This window comes from Azospirillum sp. CT11-132, from assembly GCF_047302835.1.
In the GTDB taxonomy this organism is placed as follows: domain Bacteria; phylum Pseudomonadota; class Alphaproteobacteria; order Azospirillales; family Azospirillaceae; genus Azospirillum.
On the sequence record NZ_JBGLZA010000002.1, the window covers coordinates 206,329 to 231,033 of the forward strand.

General features: G+C 68.9%; 21 protein-coding genes. 20 read left to right on the forward strand and 1 reads right to left on the reverse strand.

What is annotated here, in order from left to right:
- Positions 1-3: 3 nt before the first annotated feature.
- On the reverse strand, positions 4-603 hold the full coding sequence (locus ACCD06_RS02900) for a cytochrome c oxidase subunit 3 (RefSeq protein WP_109156389.1): 600 nt from the start codon (positions 601-603) through the stop codon (positions 4-6).
- Between the two features lie 248 nt (positions 604-851).
- Between ACCD06_RS02900 and ACCD06_RS02905 the strand changes: the two genes are divergently transcribed.
- The 20 genes from ACCD06_RS02905 (at position 852) to ACCD06_RS03000 (ending at position 24,684) form a co-directional block, all read left to right on the forward strand.
- On the forward strand, positions 852-1,304 hold the full coding sequence (locus ACCD06_RS02905; RefSeq protein ID WP_109156390.1) for a c-type cytochrome: 453 nt from the start codon (positions 852-854) through the stop codon (positions 1,302-1,304).
- 13 nt (positions 1,305-1,317) lie between these two features.
- Complete coding sequence (locus ACCD06_RS02910) at positions 1,318-2,667, forward strand: cbb3-type cytochrome c oxidase subunit I (RefSeq protein ID WP_109156391.1); 1,350 nt, start codon at positions 1,318-1,320, stop codon at positions 2,665-2,667.
- 64 nt (positions 2,668-2,731) lie between these two features.
- Positions 2,732-3,568 (forward strand): CbbQ/NirQ/NorQ/GpvN family protein, encoded by an 837-nt coding sequence (locus tag ACCD06_RS02915; RefSeq protein ID WP_211103542.1) that lies wholly within the window; start codon positions 2,732-2,734, stop codon positions 3,566-3,568.
- A 123-nt stretch (positions 3,569-3,691) separates the two neighbouring features.
- Complete coding sequence (locus tag ACCD06_RS02920; protein WP_413338650.1) at positions 3,692-5,608, forward strand: nitric oxide reductase activation protein NorD; 1,917 nt, start codon at positions 3,692-3,694, stop codon at positions 5,606-5,608.
- Positions 5,609-5,628: 20 nt separating this feature from the next.
- On the forward strand, positions 5,629-6,177 hold the full coding sequence (gene mog / locus ACCD06_RS02925) for a molybdopterin adenylyltransferase (protein WP_413338652.1): 549 nt from the start codon (positions 5,629-5,631) through the stop codon (positions 6,175-6,177).
- Positions 6,178-6,323: 146 nt separating this feature from the next.
- Positions 6,324-7,391 (forward strand): copper-containing nitrite reductase, encoded by a 1,068-nt coding sequence (gene nirK / locus ACCD06_RS02930; protein ID WP_109155910.1) that lies wholly within the window; start codon positions 6,324-6,326, stop codon positions 7,389-7,391.
- 346 nt (positions 7,392-7,737) lie between these two features.
- A complete protein-coding gene (locus ACCD06_RS02935) occupies positions 7,738-8,124 on the forward strand; it encodes a response regulator (protein ID WP_109155911.1) in 387 nt (128 codons plus the stop codon).
- A 75-nt stretch (positions 8,125-8,199) separates the two neighbouring features.
- Complete coding sequence (locus tag ACCD06_RS02940) at positions 8,200-9,126, forward strand: NAD-dependent epimerase/dehydratase family protein (RefSeq protein ID WP_413338655.1); 927 nt, start codon at positions 8,200-8,202, stop codon at positions 9,124-9,126.
- A gap of 33 nt (positions 9,127-9,159) precedes the next feature.
- Positions 9,160-10,044 (forward strand): endo alpha-1,4 polygalactosaminidase, encoded by an 885-nt coding sequence (locus ACCD06_RS02945; protein ID WP_413338657.1) that lies wholly within the window; start codon positions 9,160-9,162, stop codon positions 10,042-10,044.
- A gap of 224 nt (positions 10,045-10,268) precedes the next feature.
- Complete coding sequence (locus tag ACCD06_RS02950; RefSeq protein WP_413338659.1) at positions 10,269-12,482, forward strand: polysaccharide deacetylase family protein; 2,214 nt, start codon at positions 10,269-10,271, stop codon at positions 12,480-12,482.
- Positions 12,483-12,489: 7 nt separating this feature from the next.
- Entirely contained in the window at positions 12,490-15,483 is a 2,994-nt protein-coding gene (locus tag ACCD06_RS02955) for a tetratricopeptide repeat protein (RefSeq protein WP_413338661.1), read from the forward strand.
- Between the two features lie 250 nt (positions 15,484-15,733).
- Complete coding sequence (locus ACCD06_RS02960) at positions 15,734-17,191, forward strand: tetratricopeptide repeat protein (RefSeq protein ID WP_413338663.1); 1,458 nt, start codon at positions 15,734-15,736, stop codon at positions 17,189-17,191.
- Between the two features lie 62 nt (positions 17,192-17,253).
- Entirely contained in the window at positions 17,254-17,937 is a 684-nt protein-coding gene (locus ACCD06_RS02965; protein WP_413338665.1) for a hypothetical protein, read from the forward strand.
- 10 nt (positions 17,938-17,947) lie between these two features.
- Positions 17,948-19,354 (forward strand): GAF domain-containing protein, encoded by a 1,407-nt coding sequence (locus ACCD06_RS02970; RefSeq protein WP_413338667.1) that lies wholly within the window; start codon positions 17,948-17,950, stop codon positions 19,352-19,354.
- Positions 19,351-20,478, forward strand: a complete 1,128-nt coding sequence (locus ACCD06_RS02975) for a hypothetical protein (protein ID WP_413338669.1) — start codon at positions 19,351-19,353, stop codon at positions 20,476-20,478. Before ACCD06_RS02970 ends, ACCD06_RS02975 begins: the two co-directional genes overlap by 4 nt.
- Positions 20,475-22,043, forward strand: a complete 1,569-nt coding sequence (gene pelF / locus ACCD06_RS02980; RefSeq protein WP_413338671.1) for a GT4 family glycosyltransferase PelF — start codon at positions 20,475-20,477, stop codon at positions 22,041-22,043. The genes ACCD06_RS02975 and pelF overlap by 4 nt, the downstream gene beginning before the upstream one ends.
- Position 22,044: 1 nt before the next feature.
- The gene (gene pelG, locus ACCD06_RS02985) at positions 22,045-23,424 is read left to right on the forward strand and encodes an exopolysaccharide Pel transporter PelG (protein WP_413338673.1); all 1,380 of its coding nucleotides are present in this window, start codon (positions 22,045-22,047) and stop codon (positions 23,422-23,424) included.
- The gene (locus tag ACCD06_RS02990; protein ID WP_413338675.1) at positions 23,421-23,882 is read left to right on the forward strand and encodes a hypothetical protein; all 462 of its coding nucleotides are present in this window, start codon (positions 23,421-23,423) and stop codon (positions 23,880-23,882) included. Before pelG ends, ACCD06_RS02990 begins: the two co-directional genes overlap by 4 nt.
- Positions 23,883-24,030: 148 nt before the next feature.
- Positions 24,031-24,291 carry a type II toxin-antitoxin system VapB family antitoxin gene (locus ACCD06_RS02995; RefSeq protein WP_413338677.1) on the forward strand — a complete coding sequence of 87 codons (261 nt, stop codon included), beginning with the start codon at positions 24,031-24,033 and terminating at the stop codon, positions 24,289-24,291.
- 3 nt (positions 24,292-24,294) lie between these two features.
- Entirely contained in the window at positions 24,295-24,684 is a 390-nt protein-coding gene (locus ACCD06_RS03000; protein ID WP_136703418.1) for a type II toxin-antitoxin system VapC family toxin, read from the forward strand.
- The last annotated feature ends 21 nt before the right edge of the window (positions 24,685-24,705 follow it).

Consider the following 24,705-nt stretch of genomic DNA (forward strand, 5'->3'; position numbering starts at 1 on the left):
TCCTCAGCGGATAAGATAGACGAGCGGATAGAGGATCACCCAGACCAGATCGACCATGTGCCAGAAGGCCGCGCCCGTCTCCAGATTCTCCACCAGCGTGTCGGGGCCGGACCGGCTGACCAGCAGCAGGATGACGATCCCCAGCACCACATGCAGGGCGTGGAAGCCGGTCAGCAGGAAATAGAGGGTGAAGAAGGTGTTGGTGTCGATGGTCAGGCCGGCGCCCAGCGTCGCCGAATATTCCATCGCCTTCACCGCCAGGAACACCGATCCGACCGCCGCAGCGATCAGCATCGCCCGGCGGGCCTGCGCCACCGCGCCGCGCCGGGCGGCGGCGACGCCGCGGGCGGCCAGATAGCCGCTGGTGACCAGCACCATGGTGTTCAGCGCGCCCGCCGTGCCGTTCAGATGGGCCTGACCCGCGGCGAAGGTCGCCGGGTCCAGCACGCGGGCGACGGCGAAGCCGATGAAGGCTGCGCCGAACACCGCAAGTTCGCTGAAAATCAGGATCCACATCATCAGGTTGCCGGGCAGGGCGGCAAGGCCGCTCGCCCTTTCGTCCGGGCCCGCCATTTCCAGGCCCGTCATCTCGATGTCGGCCATTTCCAAATCCCGTTTCCAAACCTTGTCATCACGTATGCGAATGATATGTCCGCCATCCCCCATTCGGCTTGATCTCGGTCAAGGAATGCCCTCCCTCCACGGTCAATTATTCGCCTGACCCGTGGCGGTAAGACGCTGCGACGCCCGTCTTCCGGCCCCTTGCTTCCAGACTGCGGCTTCGCGCAACCAACGCCTCCCGAACCGACCCCACTCGACCGACAGATCGAGACTTCCAGGGATCCCAAGCGATGACCGAACGCTTTACCAAGGCGGCCGCGCGCAACATCTTCTATGGCGGATCGCTATTTTTCTTTGCGACATTTGTCACGATGACCGCGCTTAGCCACAACTACATCGTCAACACCAGCACCGACAAGAAGGGACTGACCGAGGCGGTCACCCGCGGCAAGCATGTGTGGGAAAAGAATTCCTGCATCAACTGCCACACGCTGCTGGGCGAAGGCGCTTACTTCGCACCGGAGCTGGGCAACGTCTGGCTGCGTTACGGCGGCGACAAGGACCCCGAAGGTGCGGTGATGGCACTGAAGGCCTGGATGGCGGCCCAGCCCTCCGGGATCGAGGGCCGGCGCCAGATGCCGCAGTTCAACCTGTCTGAGAAGGAGGTCGAGGATCTCGCCGCCTTCCTGGAATGGACCAGCCGCATCAACACCCAGAACTGGCCGCCCAAGCTGTCGGGCTGAGGAGATTTTCGTCATGAAGTACGAATCACAAAAAGTCGCCCTCTATTACTTCGCGGCGGCCATGGGGCTGTTCGGTGTGCAGATCCTGGTGGGTCTCCTGGCCGGCACCGTCTATGTTCTGCCCAACACGATGTCGGAGCTGCTGCCCTTCAACATCATCCGGATGATCCACACCAACGCGCTGATCGTCTGGCTGCTGATCGGCTTCTTCGGCGCCGCCTATTACCTGATCCCGGAAGAGGCTGAAACCGAGCTGCACAGCCCGAAACTGGCGTTGATCCAGCTCGGCCTGTTCGTCTTCGGCGCGCTGGCCGCCGTCGTCGGCTACGTCTTCCGCATCCATGAAGGGCGCGAGTTCCTCGAACAGCCCCTGTGGATCAAGGCCGCCATCGTCGTCGTGGCGCTGATGTTCCTCTACAACGTCACGCTGACGGTGCTGAAGGGCCGCCGCACGGTCATCACCAACATCCTGCTGGTGGGCATGTGGGGCATCGCCATCTTCTTCCTGTTCTCCTTCTACAACCCGGGCAACCTGGCTCTGGACAAGATGTACTGGTGGTACGTCGTCCATCTGTGGGTCGAGGGCGTGTGGGAACTGGTGCTGGCCTCGATCCTCGCCTTCCTGATGATCAAGATGACCGGCGTCGACCGTGAAGTGGTCGAGAAGTGGCTGTACGCCATGGTCGGCCTGGCCCTGTTCAGCGGCATCCTCGGCACCGGCCACCACTATTACTGGATCGGCACGCCCGGCTACTGGCAGTGGATCGGCTCGCTGTTCTCCACGCTGGAAGTCGCTCCCTTCTTCACCATGGTCGTCTTCGCCTTCCTGATGGTGTGGAAGAGCGGCCGCCGTCACCCGAACAAGGCGGCGATGCTGTGGTCGCTGGGCTGCGCGGTCTTCGCCTTCTTCGGCGCCGGGCTGTGGGGCTTCCTGCACACGCTGGCCCCGATCAACTACTACACCCACGGCACCCAGGTGACCGCGGCGCACGGGCACCTCGCCTTCTACGGCGCCTATGCGATGATCAACCTCGCCATCATCACCTACGCCATGCCCTACCTGCGCGGCCGGGCGCCCTACAACCAGACGCTCAACATCTGGAGCTTCTGGCTGATGAGCGGCGGCATGGCCTTCATGACCTTCGCCCTGACCGCCGCCGGCATCGTGCAGACCCACCTGCAGCGCGTGATGGGGCTGGGCTACATGGAGGTCCAGGAACAGATCGCCATGTTCTACTGGCTGCGTCTGGGCGGCGGCGTCGCCGTCGGGATCGGCGTGGTGGTCTACCTCTACGCCATCTTCGGCCCGGCCCGTGAAGAGCGCCCGGTTGCCGTCGCCGGCGGCCTCCAGGCGGCCGAGTAAGCCTCGAACCTCCGGCCCCCGTTCGCATCCGCGGCGGGGGCCGTCCGTTTTTCAGGAGTTTCCCATGATCCGCAGCGCCGCCACCCTCGCCGCCGTGCCTGAGACCGTCGATGCCGCGAACAGCGCCGATCTGCCCTACTATCAGCCGACGGGCGACGAGTGCGCGCTGTTCGAGCATGCCTACACCCACCGCCTGCCGCTTTTGCTGAAGGGGCCGACCGGCTGCGGCAAGACCCGCTTCGTCGCCCATATGGCCGCCAAGCTCGGCCGGCCGCTCTACACCGTATCCTGCCACGACGACCTGACCGCCGCCGACCTGACCGGCCGCTACCTGCTGAAGGGCGGCGACACCGTCTGGGCCGACGGGCCTCTCACCCGTGCCGTCCGCGAAGGCGCGATCTGCTATCTCGACGAGGTGGTGGAGGCGCGCAAGGACGTCACCGTCGTGCTGCACCCGCTGACCGACGACCGCCGCATCCTGCCGCTTGACCGCACCGGCGAAACGCTGGAAGCGCCCGCGGGCTTCATGCTGGTGGTGTCCTACAACCCCGGCTACCAGAATGTGCTGAAGGCGCTGAAGCCCAGCACCCGCCAGCGCTTCCTGGCCGTCGAGTTCGATTTCCCGGCGCCCGAGCGCGAGATCCCCATCGTGGCCACCGAAAGCGGCCTGCCCGAAAACCGCGTCGCCCCGCTGGTGCGGCTCGCCAACGCGCTGCGCGCCCTGAAGGGCCAGGATCTGGAAGAGGGCGTGTCGACCCGCCTGCTGATCTACTGCGCCACGCTGATCCGCTCCGGCATGAAGCCTGAACGCGCCATCCGCGCCGCCCTGATCGAACCGCTGACCGACGATCCGGACATCCGCGCCGCCCTGCTGCGCGTCGCCGAGGTCACGCTGGGGTAGGGAAGCCGACAGCGTGGATCGCGGAGTCGGATCTCCACCATTGCGGCCGTCATTCCCGCCTTCGCGGGAATGACGGCCGATAGGGGCTGTGGTTTTGGGTCAGTATTTGGGAGTGCGTGCGCGATGCTGGAGTTCTTCGAGCCGGAAGAGACCGTCGGCCGTCTGTGGCACCGCCTGATCGGCGGACGGTCGAGCTACCCGCATCATCCGGACGCCGCGGTGACGCTGGAATCCATGCGTCCGCGCCTGGCGGTGTTCTTCCGGGCGCTGGGCGGCGACCGCGGGGTGCGGCTCGCTGCCGGGACCGCCGCGGTGTCCGGGCACCGGCTGTCGCTGCTCGGCCGCATCGGGCTGGGGGAGGAGCGGGTGGAGCGGGCGGCGCTCGACGGCAACGTGCTCCAGCTTCCGACGACCATCGACCTGTTTAGCGATCCGGGGCTGAACGAGCGGCTTTATGAATGGCTGGCCGCCTTCTTCGCCCATGCCGAAGCCGAACCGGCTCCCGCCGACCCGCTGCAGGCCGACCTGCAGGCCCTGCGCAGCGCGGCGGCCACCACGGTGCGGGTGCTGACGCGCTGGCCCGGCCTGTCCGGCATGCACGAGGAACTGGCCCGCGCCGTCGCCGCCACCCGGCCCGCCCGCCGCCTGCCGCCGGTGGAGGCCGATGTCGAGCGCGCCGCCATGGCGCTGCTTGGCGCGGGTGCCGTCACCAGCGAAGGCGCGCGCATGCTTGCGCCCTCCGTGCCGGTGTCTGACTTCACCGCCCCCTATGGCTATGCCCGCATGCTGCCGGTGCCGCTGTGGGGCCTCGTCGTACCGGGTGCCGAGCGCGATGCCGCCGCCGCGACCGACAGCCCTGGCGAGGGCGGGCAGGCGGCCGAGGGTGACCAGCGCCGCCGCGCCGCGACCCGCCGGCAGACCGACCAGATCCAGCGCAACGACCCGCTGATCCTCAACCGCTTCGAAAAGATGCTGAGCCTCGCCGAGGCGCTGAACATCCCGCGCGCGGTCGATGACGACGACGCGGAGAATGCCCGCAAGGCCGCCGACGATCTCGACGAGATCGCCGTGGGCGCGCATCAGCGCAAGGCATCGACCACGCTGAAGCTCGACCTCGACCTGGGCGCGCCGGTGGTGGACGATACGCCGCTGGTGGCGACCCTGAGCTATCCGGAATGGGACCATGGCCGGCAGGCCCATCTTCCCAACCATTGCCGGGTGATCGCCGAAACGGCACCGGCCGACGGCGAGTCCTGGCAGCCCGACGCTGCGGCGCAACGCCGCATCCGGCAGGTCCGCCGCCAGTTCGAGGCGCTACGCCCGCGCCGCATGCTGTTCACCGGACAGGCCGACGGCGACGAGCTGGATCTGGCCGCCCTGGTGCGCAGCCGGGCCGATCTCCAGGCCGGCGGCTGCGGCAGCGACCGCGTGCACCAGCAGGTGCGCAGCGCCGCCCGCGATCTGGCGGTGGCGGTGCTGGTCGACGGCTCCCTGTCGACCGACGGCTGGATCGAGGGCCGCCGCGTCCTGGATGTGGAGAAGGAGGCGCTGCTGGCGCTGACCCACGGCCTGACCGCCTGCGGCGACGACCATGCGCTCTATTCCTTCACCTCGCGCCGGCGCGACTGGGTGCGGGTGCAGACGCTGAAGGGCTTCGAGGAACCGCTGGGCGCCACCGTGACCCGCCGTATCGGCGCGCTGAAGCCCGGCTATTACACCCGCATGGGTGCGGCGATCCGCCATGTCACCGCCCAGCTTGCCGAACGGCCGAACCGCCACCGGCTGCTGGTGTTGCTGACCGACGGCAAGCCCAACGACGTGGACCATTACGAAGGCCGCTACGGCATCGAGGACACCCGGCAGTCGATCCGCGAGGCGCGGCGCGACGGGCTGGCGGTCTTCGCCATCACCGTCGATGCCCAGGCGCGCGACTACATCCCCTATCTGTTCGGGCGCGGCGCCTATGCCATATTCCCGCAGGTTTCCCACCTGACCAAGGCGCTGCCGGCGCTCTACCGGCAGGTCGCCTGCGCCGCCTGACCGAAAAAGGACCATCGACCATGAGCGAACCGGTGCAGATCGGACCCGTGAAGATCGGGATCGTCACCGTCTCCGACCGCGCCAGCCGTGGCGTCTATGAGGACAAGGGCGGCCCGGCCATCCGGGAGGAGTTGACGCGCATCGTCGCCTCCCCCTGGGTGGCGGAGGCGCGGGTCATCCCGGACGAGCTGGACCTGATCGCCGCCACGCTGACTGAGCTGTGCGACATTGCCGGCTGCGATCTGGTGGTGACCACCGGCGGCACCGGCCCGGCCCCGCGCGACGTGACGCCGGAGGCGACGGAGCGGGTCTGCGAAAAGATGATGCCGGGCTTCGGCGAACTGATGCGCTCGGTCAGTCTGCGGGTCGTGCCGACCGCCATTCTGTCGCGCCAGACCGCCGGCATCCGGGGCCGCAGCCTGATCGTCAACCTGCCGGGCAAGCCGTCGGCCATCCATGATTGCCTGATGGCGGTGTTTCCCGCGATCCCCTATTGCCTTGACCTGATCGGCGCCGGGCGGATCGAAACCGACCCGAAGATCTGCGTCGCGTTCCGGCCGAAATCCTAATTTAAGAAATCATCATAGTTTGTGTGGAAATAAAGGATAGCTGCGACAAAATAGCGTCCAGTTCTTCCACTTGACGGCGGTCAAGCAGAGGTCTCGGAGATGGGGGGAATATTCCCTCACAAGAAACACTCAACCGAGACGACGCCATGAAGACCAAGCTCTCTCTCGTCACTGTCAGTGCCGCCGCCCTGATGCTTCTGTCCGGTATCGGTGCCGCTTCGGCGGCTGAAACGCTCTATGCCGACCCGAAGGTCAAGCAGCCCACGGTCAGCGTCGTCCAGGATCCGGCGGCCGTCCCGGCGCCGGAGAAGGCCGGCAAGCGGGCGCCGAAGACCCACAAGGTGCAGCTGAACACGTCCGAAGTCGAATCCACCCTCGACGACGGCACCACCTATACCTACTGGACTTTCAACAACACGGTTCCGGGTCCGATGGTGCGGGTGCGGGTCGGCGATACTGTGGACGTCTCGATCTCCAACGCGCCGGAATCGACGATGAACCACTCCGTCGACTTCCACGCCGCGACCGGCTTCCTCGGCGGCGGCCAGATCACCCAGGTGGAACCCGGCCAGACCAAGTCCTTCAGCTTCAAGGCTCTGACTCCGGGCGTCTTCGTCTATCACTGCGCCACGCCGATGGTCGCCCACCACATCTCCAAGGGCATGTATGGCCTGATCGTGGTGGAGCCGGAAGCCGGTCTGCCGCCGGTCGATCACGAATTCTACGTGATGCAGCAGGAAATCTACGCCACCAAGGCGAAGAACCAGGCGAATGCCGAGGACGACTATGACGGCCTCGTCAACGAGCGTCCGAGCTACCTGGTGTTCAACGGCACCGTCGGCGCGCTGACCAAGGACAAGCCGCTGAAGGCCAAGGTCGGCGAGACCGTCCGCCTGTTCTTCGGCGTCGGCGGCCCGAACCTGACCTCCTCCTTCCACGTCATCGGCGAGATCTTCGACAAGGTCTACAACCTGGGCGGCCTGGAAAGCGATCCGTCGAAGGGCATCCAGACCGTCACCGTCGCGCCCGGCGGCGCCACCATGGTGGAATTCAAGGTCGATTACCCCGGCAAGTACGCCCTGGTCGACCATGCGCTCAGCCGCGCCACCAAGGGCCTGATCGGCATCCTGGAAGTCGAAGGCAAGCCGGACGACACCATCATCAAGGACAAGAGCGGCGACAGCCGCAAGCAGCTGGGCGAAATGAAGCACTAAGCACGTCGTCTGCCATGAAAGAAGCCGCTCTCCCGCAGGGGAGGGCGGCTTTTTTCGTGCGTGCAGGATCAGTCACGATCCCTGGAGCAGCACAGTCACCGGCGGCTCGCTGAACAGTCCGGGTTGCCGGCCTTCGGCGACGGTCCCAGAGAAGTAGGCGAACGGACCAGCCCGCACGGGGCCAGCTTGCGGGCGCCGCGCCTTCGGCCTGCTTGACCCGGCTGATCGAAAGAGTTACACAGCCAAAAATGCGTGAATACCGGTAGGGATGTGCAGCGTAGGGTCGCGTGTTGCGCCATGCCCGCCGCCGGCCATGCCGCTCACGCCGCAAAGGTCGGATGGCGAGATGGCGGACACGGTCGAAAAGACGCGGACGATCCTGGTGGTCGAGGACAATGTGCTGATGCGCAAGCTCTTCGTCCGCTGCCTGGAGGAAGGCGGCTTCACCGTCGTCGAGGCGTCGGACGCCTCCTCCGTGCTGGACCTGATGCGCGACATGGCGCCCGATTTGGTGGTGATGGACATCGTCATGCCCGGCCTGTCCGGGCTGGACCTGATCCGGCAGATCCGCGCCGATGGCGATCTTGCCGCCACGACGGTCATTGCCGTCACCAACCTCGCCACGCCCGCCGACAAGCGCCGGCTGGCCGAGGCCGGATTCGACGGCCATGTCTCCAAGCCGATCAAGCCCAAGGAATTCCAGGCCGCGGTCGCCGGTTTCCTCGGCACTTGAGCCGCGAAAATTGATCCGGCGGCTCTGACTTCGCGTATCACCCAAAACACACGCAAAAGCGGAGGAGCCGCGGCGATGGCGCGTTATCTGGTTACAGGCGGCTGCGGCTTCATCGGCTCGCACCTGATCGAGCGGCTGCTGGCGGCCGGGCACGAGGTGCGGGTGCTCGACGATCTGTCGACCGGCAAGCGCGAAAACCTCCCGGACGGCGTGCCGGTCACCGTCGGCGAGGTGGCCGATGCCGAGGCGGTTCGGTCGGCGATAGCCGGCGTGGACGGCTGCTTCCATCTGGCCGCCGTCGCCTCGGTCGACCGCTCGCGCGAGGCATGGCTGGAGACCCACCATGCCAACCTGTCCGGCACCATCGCCGTCTTCGATGCCGCCCGCCGCGCCAATCCGGCCGGGCCGGTCCCGGTGATCTACGCCTCCTCCGCCGCGGTCTATGGCGACAACCCGAACATGCCGCTGACCGAGGATGCGGCGACCCGCCCGCTGTCCGCCTATGGCGCCGACAAGCTGGGCTGCGAGCTGCATGCGCGGGTGGCGGACGGGGTGCATGGCGTGCCGACCGCCGGTTTCCGCTTCTTCAACGTCTATGGCCCGCGCCAGGACCCGAAATCGCCTTATTCCGGCGTCATTTCCATCTTCGCCGGCAGGATCGCCCGCGGGGAGCCGATCACCATCAACGGCGACGGCGAGCAGGTGCGGGATTTCATCTTTGTAAAGGACTTGGTGCGATATCTGACCGCGGCGATGGATCGTCCGCAGTCCGGCGCGCCCGTCTACAACGTCTGCACCGGCCGCCCGACCTCGGTCAACCGGCTGGCGGAGGTGCTGGCGGAGTTGTCGGGCCGGCCGCTCGACCGGCGCCATGGTCCGGCGCGGGCGGGCGACATCCGGGTGTCCATCGGCGATCCGTCCCGTCTGATCGCCGCTTTCGGCATGAGCTGCGACACGCCGCTGGAGGATGGGCTGCGCCAGACGTTGGCGTGGCTTGGCTGAGCAAGAGAGCATTGAGCAAAGGATAGGGGTGGCGTGACCGGTGGTTCGATCGGGCGGCGGGCTGTCGCCGGGGGGCTGATGTCGGGTGCGGCGCTGCTGGCGCTGCCCAACAAGGGCCTGCGGGCCGCGGACTCCGGTCAAGCCTCCGCATCCCCTTGGGCGGTCTATTACGCCGACGCGGCCCCGCTGTCCGCCTTCCAGCCCTACCGGCTTCTGGTGCTGGACAGCCGCACCCACCCGCCGCTTTCGCCGCTGGCCGACCGCGGCAAGACCCTGCTCGGCTATCTCAGCGTGGGCGAGGTCGAGACACACCGCCCCTGGTTCGAGCGGGTGAAGGCCTGGGGCATCCTGGACCAGGAAAACCCCAACTGGCCCGGCAGCTTCTATGTCGATGTGCGCGACCGCCGCTGGGTCAAGCTGGTGGTGGAGGAGCTGGTCCCGGCCATCCTGCGCCAGGGCTTCCACGGCGTCTTCCTCGACACGCTCGACAATCCGCCGCACCTGGAGCGCACCGACGCGAAGCGCTGGCGCGGCATGACCGACGCGGCGGCGGCACTGGTGCGCGCCATCCGCCGCAACTGGCCCGACATCGGCCTGATGCAGAACCGCGCCTACGAGATCCTGCCGCAGACCGCCCCGCTGCTGAGCCATGTGCTGGGCGAGAGCGTCTATGCGGGTTGGGACTTCGCCGCCAAGCGCCCGCACCGCCAGAGTGCCGAGGATTACCGGTTCCAGGTCGAGGCCTTGAAGGCCGCCGGGGCGCTGAATCCGCGGCTCTCCCTCCACACCCTGGATTACTGGGATCCGGCCGACGCCGCCGGCATCCGGGCCATCTACGATCTGCAGCGGGCCAACGGCTTCTCCCCCTACGTCTCGACGGTCGAACTCGACCGCCTGATCCCGGAGCCGCCGCGGTGAGGGGCATTTTTCAACGCAGCATGAGATCCCCTCTCCCCCCCGGGGAGAGGGTTAGGGTGAGGGGGGCGCGCGGCGTGGATTCTCGGAATGGCCACGCTGTGCATCCCCCTCACCCCGACCCTCTCCCCGGGGGGGAGAGGGAGATTATCCCGGCTCGGACGACGTGCGCGTTCAAAGCAGCAGCCCTCGCCCTCGGCCTGCTTCTGCCCGGCATTGCGGTTCCCGTGCTCGCCGCCGACCCGCCCCCGACAGCGACGACGGCCCAGCAGACGGTGCCGCGCACCATCCTGGCGCTGGTCGACCTGCGCGAGGAAAGCACGATCCGTCTCAGCCGCATCCACACGATGGTGGAACTGCCGCTGAACCATCTCGGCCTGTCGGTGGTCTATTGGAACGTCGCCGACGGGCTGCCCGACCTGTCGCGCTATCCCGACCTGCGCGGCGTCGTCACCTGGTTCGCGGGAGAGCCCTTCACCGATGTCGGCGCCTACATCGCCTGGGCCGGGCGGGCGATGGATCGCGGTGTCCGCTTCGCCGTCCTGGGCCAGTCGGGCGTCCGGCTGGAGCGCGGCGGCAAGCCGGTGCCGCTGGCGCTTTCCAACCGCTTCTTCGCCCGGTTCGGACTGCGCGACGACGACGGCTATTCCGACCTGACCTACAAGTCCCGGCCGTCGCTGGCCGACGGCATGATCGGCTTCGAACGGCCGCTGTCGGGGGTGCTGCCCGGCTATCCGCTGTTCCGCAAGACCGACGAGCGCTTCGCCTCTCATCTGGTGATGCGGCGCGGCGACGATCCGGCGAGCGACAGCCATCTGGTGGTCACCGGCCCGTCCGGCGGGCTGGTCACCGACGGCTACAGCCGCTATTTCGACGCCGAGTACAACCGCCGGCAATGGATCGTCGATCCCTTCGCCTTCTTCCGCGACAGTTTCGCCACCGACGACCTGCCGAAGCCCGACGTCACCACCCTGTCGGGCCGGCGCATCTATTTCAGCCACATCGACGGCGACGGCTGGCGCAACGTGACGGAGGTGGCGCCCTATGCCTCCCGCCGTGTGCTGTCCGCCGACATGGTGCGCACCGCCGCCATCGAGCCGTTTCCCGACCTGCCGGTCAGCGTCGCCCCCATCGTCGGCGACCTCGACCCGACCTGGAAGGGCACGCCGGAGTCGCTGGAGGCGGCGAAGAAGCTGTTCGCCTTGCCACAGGTGGAGCCGTCCAGCCACACCTGGACCCACCCCTTCCAATGGGCTTTTTTCAAGGATTACAGCCGGCAGAACGAGGCGCCCTTCCTCAACCGCGAGAGCAGCTATCGCCCCGGCAAGGCCGACGACCATGCGGCGGAGGAGGCGGGGGAGGTGTCCGACATCGGCCGCTACGCCGTACCGCGCGCCTATCTGCAGCAGCCCTTCGACCTCGACCAGGAGATCGGCGGCGCGCTCGACTATTTCACCCGGCTGGCTCCGACCGGCAAGCGGGCGGTGCTGGTGCAATGGTCGGGCGACACCTCGCCGTTCGAGGCGGCGCTGGCCGCGGTGCGCAAGGCGGGCGGGGTCAACATCAATGGCGGCGACGCCCGCTTCGACGCCGATTTCCCCTCCATCACCGGCCTGCCGCCGATCGGCCTGCCGGTGGGGGCGGAGCGGCAGATTTACGCCGCCGGCAGCAACGAGAACACCTATACCGAGCTGTGGACCGGCCGCTTCTACGGCTACCGCAATCTGATCAACACGATGCGGCACGCCGGCAGCCCGATCCGGTTGAAGCCCTTCAACGTCTATTACCATATGTACAGCGGCCAGAAGGCGGCCAGCCTGAACGCGCTGGTCTCGGTGCTGACCGCCGCCCGCGGGCAGGAACTGGCGCCCGTCGCCGCCTCCACCTACGCTCGCATCGCCGAAGGTTTCTACACCACCCGGTTCGAGCCGCTGGAGGGCGGATCGGACGGGGGGCGGCGCTGGCGCGTGCGCGACCGCGGGGCGCTGAACACGCTGCGCTTCGACCATGCCAGCGCCAGTGCGGTCGACTTCGCCCGCTCCATCGGCGTGCTGGGCCAGCGCCACAGCCAGGGCAGCCTCTATGTGGCGCTCGACCCGGCGGCGACGGAGCCGGTGGTGGCGCTGACGGAGACCGGCCGCGCCGACCGCGACCCGCCGGCCGCAGTGCCCTATCTGGTCCAGGGACGTTGGGCCTTTTCCGCCTTTGCCGGCGAAGGGCAGGGCTTCCGCGTCGCCGCCACCGGCTATGGCGAGGGCGCCATGGTCTGGCATGTGCCGCAGCCCGGCCGCTGGACGGTCACGGCGGAGCGCGACGGAACCCGGCTGTGGTCGGGCAGCGCCGATACGGATGCGGAGGGCCGGCTGGCGCTGACGGTGCCGGTCTCCGCCATCGCGCCGCTGCTGCTGCGGATCCGCCCGGCGAACGGCGCGGCGGGGTAGGGCGGCGATGCGCGCGAACATCCTCGTCGTCCTGCTGGTGCTGCTCGTCGGCATCGGCGCCAGTTTGCTGCTGATCCCGCACAGCGGCGAGCTTGCCCTGCAGAAGTTCCGCGACCGCGATTACGACAGCGCCCGCGCGGTCTACGAGCAGCGCTATGCCGCTGGCGACCGCAGCGGCACCACGGTGATGCCGTTGACCCGGCTGTCGCTGGCCCAGGGCGACGTCGAGCGCGCCATCGCCCTGACCGAGGAGTTCGTCGCCGCCGAGCCGGCCTCGGTCGAAGCGCGGGAGTTGCTGAACCGCCTCTACCAGGATGCGCAGCGGCCCGGCGATTATCTGGAAAACCTGAAGGCCCTGGCGGAGATGCGCCACAGCGCCGACCTCTACGGCGACCTCGCCTATGCCGCCGGCTTCCGCAATCGCATGGCACTGAAGGTGGAGGCGCTGACCCGTTACTGCGCCCTGCGTCCCGATGATGTCGAGGCTCCGCAGGAACTGGCGGCACTGCTGGCCGCTCGCGGCGATCCTGCCGGGGCGGTGGACTGGCTGTTGCGCGCCGACGACCGTGCCAAGGGCAATATCGAGCCGGACAGCCGCGAATTGCTGATGAGCCTGCTGATCGACCTCGACCGCGAGGAGGAGGCGTTCGAGCGTGCCCGGCGCTGGCTGGGCGAGAATCCCACCGTCGCCGACATGATCGGTCTGGCGAGCCAGCTCGCCGCGGCGTCCCGTCCCGACCTTGGCCTGCGGCTGATCGAACCGCAGGTGAAGGGGCGCAATCCAGTGCTGGCGCTGGAGCTGACCTACATCGACCTGCTGATCGCCGCCGACCGCCGGGAGGAGGCGCGGACCCGCCTGTCGGCGCTTCCCGGCCCAGTCGAGGATGTCCAGTTCGGGCGGCTGCTGGCGCTGGAGGTGAATGCCGGCATGCTTCGCCCGGCGTTGGCGGCGACCAAGGGGCGCGACCTGCATCTGGTCCCCGACTGGGTCCTCGCCGGGCTGGCGGAAAGCGCCTTGCGCGACGGCGACCGCGGCTTTCCCGACCGTCTATACCGCGAACTGGGCGACGAATTCCTGGACGATTATCCGCTGCTGGCCGCCAACATCGCGCTCGGTCGCGGCGACCCCGCCGCCGCTGCGGGGTGGGCGGAGCGCGGCCTTGCCGGTGGCGGGCTGACTCCCGGTGACCAATTGGCTGCCATTCGCATCCTCGACCGTGCCGGCCGCCACGGCGCGGCGGCTGCCGCCTTCGACCGGCTGCCGCTGTCCGGCGGCATTCCCGACGAGCAGTTGGAGGAGCTTGCCGCCCTGTTCATCGACCTCGACCGCGCGCCGGCTGGGCTTGCTTGGTTCGAGGCGCGGAGGCAGGTAACGCCGTCGCCGGCCGCCGGGCAGGGCTGGGCGCGGCTGGCCGCCAAGGCCGGTGATCCCGCCGCCGTCGCCGATTGGCTGGCCGGTCAGCCCAAGCTGCCGGTCGGCCTGTTGCAGGACATCGCCGGCAGCGCCGCCGAGCGCGCCGTCAATTCGCCCCCGGCGGCGGCGCTGGCCCTTGCCGCCTCGCAGCGCGCCTTTGCGCTCGACCCCTCGCCGCGCAGCCGTCTGGCCCTCGCCAATGCCCTGACCGCCACCGGCAAACCGGCGGAGGCGCTGCCGCTGCTGGCCCCGATGCTGGCAGATGGCGGCACGGAGGTGGAGTCCGCCTATATCGCCGCATTGGCCGGCGCCGGCCGTTCGGAGGAACTGACCCGTCACCTGACCGCCAAGCTGGCGAAGGGTAACCTGTCCGATGCGGAACAGCAGGCCATCGTCACCATGCTGCTCGACCACAAGGCCTATCGCGCCGCCCTGCCGCTGCTGCGTGGCTGGGCGGAGAGCCAGGGCGGTGGCAGATCCGGCGAAGATTGGCTCGGCGTCTATGCCGATGCGGCGGCCAAGGCGAATGCGCTGCCCGACCTCGCCGCCCTGCTGCAAAGCCGGGCCTCCGCCGCACCGCTGGCCGAGGCGGAGGATGCGCTTTACCGCGACACGCTGACGAAGTTGGGCCGCAAGGCCGATTTGCGCCGCTATCTGCTGGCGCGCGCCACCGACGACCGCCTGCCCGCCGACAAGCGGCGTGAGCCGGCATCATCCCTGCTGGCGCTCGGCGACAAGGCCGGGGCCGAGCAGGCCTTGCAGCGGCTGGCGGCCGGGCAGGGGCCGCAGAGCGAGGATTTCCGGCAGCTCGCCTATCTCTGGGGGCCGCGCCCGCCCGCCGCCGGTCTGGACTGGATCGAGTCACGGGCCAAGGCCGCGTCCAGCCCGGCAGAACAGGCGGCATGGTACGACCGCCTCGCCGAGTATGGCGGCGGTCGCCGCGTCATCGCCGGGCTCGGCGATCAGGGCGAGGCTCCGGCGCAACCGGCGCTGAAGGCTCCCTACATCGAGGCGCTGGCGGCGGCCGGCAAGGGCAAGGAACTGGCCCAGGCCCTGCGCACCGCCGTGCCGGAGGAAGCAGCCCCCGACCGCCTGCGCCGCTACGCCCGCCTCGCCGAGCAGACCGGGCAGCGGGCCGCCGCCGCCCAGGCCTGGACCGCCCTGTTGACGCGCAAGCCCGAGGATGCCGACGCGCTGCGCCAACTCGGCATGCTGGCCTATGACGAGAACCGCCTCGCCGACGCCGAACGGCTGCTGCGGCGCTACGTCGCCACCGGCCCCGACGATTACGAAGCCCACTACTTCCTGGGCGAGGCGTTGACCGCGCTGAAGCGTCCGACCGCGGCGGTTCCGTTCTACCGCACTGCGCTGTCCCAGCTGCGCCACCGCGCCGGCCGCGGCGACGCGGCGATCCAGACGGAGGCGAATTTGCTGAACCGGCTTGGCAAGGTCGACGACGCCGTGGCGCTGTTCGAATCCCTGCGCAAGCGCCGTCCGGCCGACCGCCAACTGAGGGCCGACTACGCATCGATGCTGATCGAAAACGGACGACTGCCGGAGGCCCGCCGTGTCCTGGCCCTTCCGTGATCGCGGGCGCGCCTCTGCGCTTTCTATCCCCTCTCCCCCCCGGGGAGAGGGAGGGACCCCGCGCCCGTGGCGCGGGGAGGGTGAGGGGGATGCATTGCGTGGCTTCCCGGGAATCCTCGCTATCCACCCCCCTCACCCTAACCCTCTCCCCGGGGGGGAGAGGGGACTTCTAGTCCTCTTTGCTCTTCTAACCCTCCTCCTCGCCGCCACCCCCGCCCACGCCCAAACGGCCTCGGCCCGCCTCGAAGCCGTGCGCGAGGACCACGCAGCCCGCTTCGCCCTGCATTGGCCCGGCCCGGTCGCCACAGAAACCCAGCGCGACGGCCGCGAGCTGGTCCTGCGCTTCGACCGCCCGCTCGGCGACGTCGCGCTCGACCGCGTGCCGGAGCGGCTGGAGTCCTGGGTCGACAACATCCTCTACGGTTACGACAGCGTCGTCCTTGTGCTCGCCAGCGGCGTCGAGGCGACGGTCGCGACCGACCGCAACGGCCTCAGCGTCGCCCTGACGCGCCCGCCCGCCGCCGCCCCGAGCCGCGAGGCGCAGGCCGCCGACCGTGCCGCCCGCCGGCGTCTCGACTATTTCCGCGCGCTGGCGCTGATGGAGGGCGGCGACGTCCGCCCGGCGCGGAGTCTGTTGCGCGACCTGCTGGAACAGGATCCCAACGATGCCCAGTCCATCGCCCTGCTGGCCCAGGCGGAGGAGCGGCTCGGCCGCTGGCGCGAGGCGGTCCGGGCCTATGACACCGCGCTGGAACTGACGCCAGACGAACCCTCGCTGATCCAGGGCAAGGCACTGCTTCTGCACGAGAATGCGGACCGCAGCCGCCTCGATCTCGACTGGCAGAAGGTGCGCAACGCCGACATGCAGCGCATCGCCCGCTTCAGCGGCGTGCAGGACCTCGGCCGCTCCACCGCCTTCACCTGGAGCCTTGAGCGCCGCGATGTCGATGTCGACGCCGCCCGCCGGGAAGACGGCCGGCTGGAGCCTTTCCACGGCGCCCGCTCCCGTCTGGAGGCGGCGCTGGTCCATGACTGGCCGGAGTTGGAGCGCTCCACCCTGGCGCTCTATGCCGCCCCACAGACGCTGGGCGCCGGCTACACCCATGGCTGGCGCGGCGACGAGACGGAGACCCGCGCCGGCTTCGCCTGGAGCGAGCCGAGCTTCGCCTTCCTGGAGGGCATCGTCGATGGCGGCCGCCGCGATCGCCTGTTCTTCCAGCATGAGGACCGGCTGTCCGACCGCTGGTTCCTGTCGCTTGGCGCCGGCTACAACCGCTATGGCCTTGCCGGCGATGCCGATCTGGCACGTAGCGCCACGGTGGAGGGATCGCTGCGCTACACGCTGAACGCGGCGGGGCCGCTGGCCAGCGTCGCCTATGTGCTGGACGCCGAATATGTCGCTCACCGCGAGGAGCGGCAGGACGCGCTCGGCCAGCCTTACGTCCCGCTGCCGGCTGCGACCCGCGAGGTCCATGCGCTGCAGCTCAATGCAGAAGACTATCTGACCGACTATGTCCGCTATGCGCTGCAGGTCGGCTACGCCTATGACCGGCGGGGCCGCAGCGGACCGCAGGGGGCCATTTCGCTGGGGTGGGAACCGGCGGACAATCTGGAGCTGAATTTCCGGGCCAGCCATGCCCGCTCTACCGCGCGCGGCACGGCCAGCGCGGTGAACAGCGCGGGCGTCACGCTGGTCTGGCGTTATTGACGGTGTGTCAACACTTTATGGTTAAAAAAGGTGGACTGGCGATGCGGCGAAAGGGTGCGGGAATGAAGGGCAAGACTGTGCGGGCCTGCGGGGCGCTGCTGACGGTTGGGCTGATGCTGGCGGGCTGCAGCTTCGGCCGGATCAACAGCCGCGACTTCGCCCAGCCGGGCGCCGTGCTGCCGGCCGGCTCGACCGTCGCCGTCCTGCCCTTCGAGAATCTGACCAACCACCCCAATGCCGGCCAGATCGCCGCCGACATCGTCTCCACCGAGCTGTACGGCGTCGAGGGCCTCCGCAGCATGGATGCGTCCCGCGTCCGCAGCCGCCTGTCCGCCGCCAAGCCGGCCGCCGACGCTGCCGCCGCAACCGATGCGCCGGCCGACGCCGCCCCGCCGGACGCCCAGGCCGCCGGCCGGACGCTGGGGGTGGACGCGGTGCTGTCCGGCAGCGTGTCGGAATATGGTTACCAGCATGGCCTGCGCGAGGAGCCGGTGGTCGGCCTGAACGCCCGGCTGGTCCGCACCGCCGACGGCGCCGTGCTCTGGACTTCCAGCCAGTCGGAGGCCGGCCGCGGCTATTTCAGCCGCGACAGCGTCAACAACGTCGCCCAGCGGGTGGTGACCCGCATGATCGACAGCCTGCGGCCGGTGGTCGCCGCCCCCGCCGTGCCGACCTCCGCGGACGCCCCGGCCCAGGCCGACCGCGCCTCCGACACCGACTTCCCCAACGATCTGCACCGCGAGTGAGCGTGCAGGCATGAGCGCAGAGTCCAGCCCCTCTCCGGTGTCCCCCCGCCGCTGGTTCGGCCTGCGGCCGGTCGCGCTGCTGGAGCTGCTGCTGTTCTTCGCCGTGGCGCTGGGGCTGGATGTCTGGCTGGGCGCCGGGCTGCGCTTCGACGGGGTGCAGCCGCATCCCTTCTGGATCCCGGTCCTGCTGCTGGCGATCCAGTACGGCACCAGCGAGGGCGTGCTGGCGGCGCTGGTGGCGTCGGTGGCGCTGCGGTTCGGCAACATGCCGGATGCCGGCATCGACCAGGACCTCTACGACCATCTTTTCACACTGACGCGCGAGCCGATCCTGTGGCTGGTCGCCGCCGTGCTGTTCGGCGAGCTGCGCATGCGCCAGCTGCGCGAGCGTGACGAACTGCGCGCCGGCCTTGCCGCCGCCCGCCAGGAGGCGGAGGCCATCGCCCGGTCCTACCGCGCGCTGAAATCGGTGAAGGAAAGCCTGGAGACCCGCGTCGCCGGCCAGTTGCGCACCGTCTTCACCCTCTATCAGGCTGCAAAATCCATCGACCATCTGGACGAGGGGGAGGTGATGCTGGGCGTCGCCGACCTCGTCCGCACCGTCATGAAGCCGGAGAAGTTCTCGCTGTTCCTGCTGAACAACGACGTGCTGGAATCGGTGACGAACGAGGGCTGGGACGACGACAGCGACAGCTATGCCCGCTGGTTCGACAGCGGCACGCCCCTATTCCAGACCGTGATCGCCCGCCAGCGGCAGCTCTGCGTCAACCGGGTGGAGGACGAACGCATCCTGGCCGGCGAAGGCGTGCTGGCCGGACCGCTTATCAGCAGCGACACCGGCGAGGTGGTCGGGATGGTGAAGGTCGAAAGCCTGGGCTTCACCGACCTCAGCGTCAACACGGTCGAGAATTTCCGCATCCTGTGCGAATGGATCGGCACCGCGCTGGCCAAGGCGCGCCAGTTCCGCACCGCCAATGAACAGCGGGTCTTCACCGACGACGCGCTCTACTCCTCCAGCTACATCGGCCGGCAGGCGGAGTTCCTGGCGCTGCTCGGCCGCCGCATGGGGTTCGAGACGACGGCCATCACCATCCGCCCAACCGGCCTGTCGCGCCTGTCCGTCGCCCAGCGTGCCGACCTTGCCGCCGCCATCGGCACGGCGGTGCGCGGCAGTCTGCGCGACACCGATCTCGCCTGCGACTTCGGCCAGCAGGGCGCGTCCTTCGGCGTGATCCTGGCCGGCACGCCGCTGGAGGGCGCCAAGCTGGTGGAGGCGAAGCTGGAACGGGCGGTGCGGCGGGAGTTGCCCGACGGGCTGTCCAACATCCCCATCGGCTTCGTCACCCGCCGGGTCGAGCCGCCGGAGCCGGAGCCTAAGCCGGCCGCCGGGGAAGCGGTGGCGGAGAGTGCGGGATGACCGGCCCGGCCCCCGATTCCGCTGAAACCATCGGCACGCTGGCGGGCGACCGCCCGGTCGCCGGCACGGGCGAGCTGGTGGCGGCGACGCTCGGCGCCGGGCTGCTCGATTCCGGGGCATTGGCCTTCGGCCTGTCCGGCATCCCCTTCGCCGCACCATCGGCCGCGGCGCTGCATCTGCTGCTCTGCGGGCTGGTCGGGCTGTGGGTGCGCAGCCGGGCGCGCCGGGGCCGCGACCTGCGGCTGGCCGGGCTGCTGCTGGTCACCATGGTGCCTCTGGGTCCTCTGGGCGCCGCCTGCACGCTGGTGACCGTGGCGCTGCTGGCGCTGTTCAGCCGCTACGCCACCGGCTTCCAGGACTGGTATCTCTCCCTCTTCCCCGAAAGCGAGACCGGCCCGGCGCAGGAGCTGTACGAACTGATCGTGTCGGGCCGCGAGAACGCCCATCTTGTGGCGGGCGAATCCTTCACCGACATGATGTGGATGGGCACGCCGCAGCAGAAGCAGGCGGTGATCGCCCTGGTCGCCCGCCATTTCCGCCCCGCCTTCACGCCCGCGCTGAAGGCCGGCCTCGCCGATGCCGACCCGTCCGTCCGCGTCCAGGCCGCCACCGCGACCGCGCGGGTGGAGCATGAGTTCAACGAGCGCTGGCAGTCGCTCGACCATGCCGCCCGCGCCCATCCGGACGACGCCGGCGCCCTGGCCGCCCTGTCCCGCCATCTCGACGATTATGCCTTCTGCGGCCTGCTGGATTCCAACCGCGAGGCGGAGATCCGCGAGAAGGCGCTGGACGGCTACCGCCGCAGCCTGGAACTGGCGCCCGACGATGACGGCATCCGCCTCGACCTCGGCCGGCTGCTGCTGCGCTGCGGTCTGGCGGCGGAGGCGGCGGCGAGGCTGGAGCCGCTGATCGACCGCACGTCCGACAGCCGCATCCTGTTCTGGTATGCCGAGAGCCTGTTCCGGCTCGGCCGCTTCGGCGATCTGCGCGCGCTGCCCATCCGCCGGCCCGATCTGCTGGGCGACGGGGCGGCGCTGCCCGATGCGTTGCGCGACGTCTTCGCCCTGTGGCGCGACGACGAAACGGCCGCCCCGGAGACCGCCGCCAAGGAGCTGGCCGCATGAGCCGCTCCCCGTCCCAGCCGCTCCCGCCCGAAGCGCCCCGCGCCCCAAAGGCCGACGTCTGCCTGCTGATGGAGGGGTCCTATCCCTATGTCGCCGGCGGCGTGTCGACCTGGACGCACGACCTGATCCGCTCCCATTCGGACCTGACCTTCCACATCGTGGCGCTGGTCGCCGACCGCGGCGCCCGCAAGCTCGCCTATGATCTGCCGGCCAACGTCACCGGCCTGACCCATGTCTATCTGCAGGACCCGCCCGCCGGATGGCGCTGGCAGCCCGGCACCGGGCGGCTGATGACGGCCCTGGAAAAGCCGCTCGCCCGCCTGCAGCAGGGCGGAGGGCTGGCCGAGGTCGCCGAGGTTCTGCGGCTGCTGGCGCCGCGGCGCGGCCGGATCGGCAAGCGGGCTCTGCTGAATTCCGAGGACGCCTTCCAGATGGTGGTGCGCATGTGCAGGGCCGCCCTGCCGGACGCCTCCTTCCTCGAATATTTCTGGGGCAGCCGGGCGCTGATGAGCGGGCTGTTCGCCACGCTGCTTGTGCCGATGCCGCAGGCGTCGGTCTATCACGCCATCTCCACCGGCTATGCCGGTCTGTTCGCCGCGCGGGCGCGGCTGGAGACCGGGCGGCCGGCCCTGCTGACCGAACACGGCATCTACACCAACGAACGGCGTATCGAGATCCTGATGGCCGAATGGCTGTTCGAGGGCGCCGACACCTCCCTGGCGCTCGACCGCAAGAAGCGCGACCTGCGCGATCTGTGGTTGGACACCTTCGCCAGCTACTCCAAGGCCTGTTACGACGCCTGCGACCGCATCATCACCTTGTACGGCGGAAACCAGGAGTTCCAGCGCCGCCAGGGCGCCGACCCGGCCAAGCTGATGATCGTGCCCAACGGCATCGATTATGCCGGCTATTCCCAGGTCCGGCGCGACCCCGCGCCGCGCCCGCCGACCATCGCCCTGATCGGCCGCGTCGTGCCGATCAAGGACGTGAAGACCTACATCCGCGCCGCCGGCATCCTGCGCGAGGACATCCCCGACCTGAAGGCGATGATCCTCGGCCCGCTGGAGGAGGATCCCGGCTATGTCGAGGAATGCCGGACCATCGTGAAGCATCTGGGGCTGGAGCAGACGGTGATCTTCGCCGGCCGGGTCAAGCTGACCGACTGGCTGGGCAGGATCGACGCCATCGCGCTGACCAGCGTCAGCGAGGCGCAGCCGCTGGTGATCCTGGAGGCCGGCGCGTCCGGCGTGCCGACGGTGGCGACCGATGTCGGGTCCTGTTCGGAACTGCTGATGGGCCGGCCGGACGAGGTGCCGCCGCTGGGGCCGGGCGGGGCGGTGACGCCGCTGGCCAGCCCGCTCGACACCGCGCGGGAGCTGCGCGCCCTGCTGCTCGACCGTCCCTGGCGCGAGCGCTGTGCGCAGGCCATCGCCCGGCGCGTCGCCCAGTCCTATGACAAGGTCGCCATCGATCGCGTCTATCGCGCCATCTATGACGAGCACATCGCCATGCCGACCCGGCCGACGTTCGACGGCGCCGATTTCGACCTGAAGGGAGCCGCCTGACATGGCCGGCATCGGCTTCGCGCTCCGCCGGCTGGCCCGGCGCGACGATCTGCTCGGCGTGCTGCAGGGCTATGCCCATTCCGCCTTCATCACGTCGGGTCCCTGGATGTTCACCATCCTGGCGCTGGCCGGCATCACGCTGTTCGGCCGCGATCTGGTGGGGCCGGAGCAGCTGACGTTGTTCCGCGTGGTGGTGATCTACAATTTCTGCTTCTCGGTGGTGTTCACCGGGCCGCTGGTGCTGGTCGCCACCCGCTATCTTGCCGACGCCATCTATGCCAAGGAGGTGGAGGCGGCGCCCGGCATGCTGCTGGCGACGCTGGGGCTGGCCTATGCCATCGCCGGCCTGACCGCCGGACCTTTCTACCCGCTGTTCAGCGGCCTGCCGGTGCCGGTCATGCTGGGCGGGCTGGCGAATTTCTTCCTGGTCTGCGGCATCTGGGTGGTGTCGATCTTCCTGTCGGCGCTGAAGGACTATCTGGCGGTCACCATCGCCTTCGGCGTCGGCATGACCACCGGCATGGCCGGGGCGGTGCTGCTGGGCGACCGCTTCGGCGCGGCGGGGATGATCTGGGGATTCTCCGCCGGGCTGGCGGTGATCCAGTTCGGGCTGATCGCGCGGGTGCTGGCGGAATATCCCTATCCGGTGGGCCGGCTGTTCGACTTCCTGTCCTATTTCCGCAGATACGCCGATCTGGCGCTGATCGGCTTTTTTGCCAATGCCGCCGTCTGGACCGACAAGTGGATCATGTGGTTCGCGCCGGAGCGCGAACTGGTTTCCGGCGCCATGGCGATCTACAGCGCCTATGACGGCGCCATGTTCATCGCCTATCTGACGACCCTGCCGGCGCTGACCCTGTTCACGGTGAACATCGAGACCCGCTTCTTCGAGCATTACCAGGCCTTCTACCGCGACATCCAGAAGCACGCGACCTTCGACCAGATCGCCCGCAATCACCGCGCCATCATCGCCGCCCTGCTCGACAGCAGCCGCAACCTCGTCATCCTGCAAGGGGCGGTCTGCGCCGTCTGCATCTTCCTGGCTCCGGCCATCGTCGGCGCCATCGGCCTGCAGTACCAGCAGATCGGCATGTTCCGCTTCGGCGTGCTGGGAGCCTTCTTCCAGGTGATGTTCCTGTTCTGCACGGTAATCCTGGCCTATTTCGACCTGCGGGCGCGGAATCTGACGGTGCAGCTGGTCTATATGGCGGCCAATGCCGGCTTCACCCTGTTGTTCAGCCGGATGGGCTTCCCGTGGTATGGGTACGGCTATTTCCTCAGCTCGCTGCTGGCCTTTGCGGTCGCGTATCTGATGGTGGCGGACGCGGTGCGGCGGCTGCCCTATTTCGCCTTCGTCGCCAACAACCCGTCGGTGCGATGACCCGCCGCCTCGCTCTCCTGCTGTTGTCCCTTTCGCTGCTTCCGGCCTCCGCCGGCGCGCAGGAGGTTCTGCGCACCGACCGCACCGACTCCGGCCATCTGCGCCCGCCCTTCCGCGCCTACGAACCGCCGCCGCCGGGCCACGAGCCGCGCCTTCGCCGTACCGAAAGCCGCGCCGTCTACAGCCTGCCCGCTGGCTTGAAGGGCCTCGCCACGCTGGACCGCACCCTGTCGCACCTGTGCCAGCGCGGCGCCTTCCTGCAGCGGATCGACGGCCTCTATTGGGCGGCGACGCCGGATTACCGCTATGGCGTCGCCTTCTCCGGCGGCGCCAACCTGATCGACCCCCAGAACCGCCGCCAGCCCGGCAAAGCCTATTTCTTCCGCAACCAGGACAGCCGCTGCAGCGTCTGGATCGGCGATCAGGCGAAGCTGATGCCGCATTACATCGGGGGGTGATGGCGGTTCAGAGGGTGGTCTTTCTGCCGCATCCGGCAGCACGGCCTTGCCGCGTGGTTTGGTGAACACCACAATGGTCCCGTGGCGAGCACGCCGTGGCTCATGGCCCGGAAAGCTGTGCTGGATCGATCGAAAACAGGAGACGCCGATGCCCATCCCGGTGAGCGCTGAAACGGAAGTCCTGGCCCGCCGGCTTGCTGCCATTCGAGGGCAGAGTATCGACGAGGCTGTCCGCACGGCCGTGCGCGATGCCTTGGCCCGCGCCGAGCGACCGGCAACTTCCTGCCTCACTCCGGACCAGCAGGCCAAGGTGAACCGCATGTTGGCGCGGGTGAAAGCGCTGCCGCCGCTGGACGACGGCGGAAACCCGGATGCCGACCTATACGACGAACACGGTCTGCCGCGCTGAGCCATGGTCGTCGACACCTCGGCACTTGTGGCCATCCTGAAGGCCGAGCCGGAAGCAGCCGCCTTCCTCGCCAAACTCGCCACTGCCGCGGTGTGCCGCCTGTCGGCCGCGAATTTCGTCGAGGCTGGGCTGATCGCCAGCCGCGATCCGACCGGCGCCCACCGCGAGGCCCTTGAGGATCTGCTGCGCGAGTTCGACATCCGCATCGAGCCGGTCGGAGAGCGCCAAGCCCGGCTTGCGCTCGACGCGTTCCGCCGCTACGGTAAGGGGACCGGACATCCGGCTGGTCTCAATTACGGTGACTGCTTCGCCTACGCCCTGGCCGCCGACACTGGTGAGGGGCTGCTGTTCAAGGGCGATGACTTTCCCTGTACCGACCTTGCCCCGGCATGAGCGGTGGCACTGACTGTCCCG

What these genes read in the sequence shown, in the direction of transcription:
- ACCD06_RS02970 (WP_413338667.1), top strand. Translation starts at nt 17,948, where the DNA reads ATGAGCGCAGAGTCCAGCCCCTCTCCGGTGTCCCCCCGCCGCTGGTTC.
- nirK (WP_109155910.1), top strand. Translation starts at nt 6,324, where the DNA reads ATGAAGACCAAGCTCTCTCTCGTCACTGTCAGTGCCGCCGCCCTGATG.
- pelF (WP_413338671.1), top strand. Translation starts at nt 20,475, where the DNA reads ATGAGCCGCTCCCCGTCCCAGCCGCTCCCGCCCGAAGCGCCCCGCGCC.
- mog (WP_413338652.1), top strand. Translation starts at nt 5,629, where the DNA reads ATGAGCGAACCGGTGCAGATCGGACCCGTGAAGATCGGGATCGTCACC.
- ACCD06_RS03000 (WP_136703418.1), top strand. Translation starts at nt 24,295, where the DNA reads ATGGTCGTCGACACCTCGGCACTTGTGGCCATCCTGAAGGCCGAGCCG.
- ACCD06_RS02910 (WP_109156391.1), top strand. Translation starts at nt 1,318, where the DNA reads ATGAAGTACGAATCACAAAAAGTCGCCCTCTATTACTTCGCGGCGGCC.
- ACCD06_RS02900 (WP_109156389.1), bottom strand. Translation starts at nt 603, where the DNA reads ATGGCCGACATCGAGATGACGGGCCTGGAAATGGCGGGCCCGGACGAA.
- ACCD06_RS02940 (WP_413338655.1), top strand. Translation starts at nt 8,200, where the DNA reads ATGGCGCGTTATCTGGTTACAGGCGGCTGCGGCTTCATCGGCTCGCAC.
- ACCD06_RS02935 (WP_109155911.1), top strand. Translation starts at nt 7,738, where the DNA reads ATGGCGGACACGGTCGAAAAGACGCGGACGATCCTGGTGGTCGAGGAC.
- pelG (WP_413338673.1), top strand. Translation starts at nt 22,045, where the DNA reads ATGGCCGGCATCGGCTTCGCGCTCCGCCGGCTGGCCCGGCGCGACGAT.
- ACCD06_RS02905 (WP_109156390.1), top strand. Translation starts at nt 852, where the DNA reads ATGACCGAACGCTTTACCAAGGCGGCCGCGCGCAACATCTTCTATGGC.
- ACCD06_RS02955 (WP_413338661.1), top strand. Translation starts at nt 12,490, where the DNA reads ATGCGCGCGAACATCCTCGTCGTCCTGCTGGTGCTGCTCGTCGGCATC.
- ACCD06_RS02920 (WP_413338650.1), top strand. Translation starts at nt 3,692, where the DNA reads ATGCTGGAGTTCTTCGAGCCGGAAGAGACCGTCGGCCGTCTGTGGCAC.
- ACCD06_RS02965 (WP_413338665.1), top strand. Translation starts at nt 17,254, where the DNA reads ATGAAGGGCAAGACTGTGCGGGCCTGCGGGGCGCTGCTGACGGTTGGG.
- ACCD06_RS02990 (WP_413338675.1), top strand. Translation starts at nt 23,421, where the DNA reads ATGACCCGCCGCCTCGCTCTCCTGCTGTTGTCCCTTTCGCTGCTTCCG.
- ACCD06_RS02995 (WP_413338677.1), top strand. Translation starts at nt 24,031, where the DNA reads ATGCCCATCCCGGTGAGCGCTGAAACGGAAGTCCTGGCCCGCCGGCTT.
- ACCD06_RS02975 (WP_413338669.1), top strand. Translation starts at nt 19,351, where the DNA reads ATGACCGGCCCGGCCCCCGATTCCGCTGAAACCATCGGCACGCTGGCG.
- ACCD06_RS02915 (WP_211103542.1), top strand. Translation starts at nt 2,732, where the DNA reads ATGATCCGCAGCGCCGCCACCCTCGCCGCCGTGCCTGAGACCGTCGAT.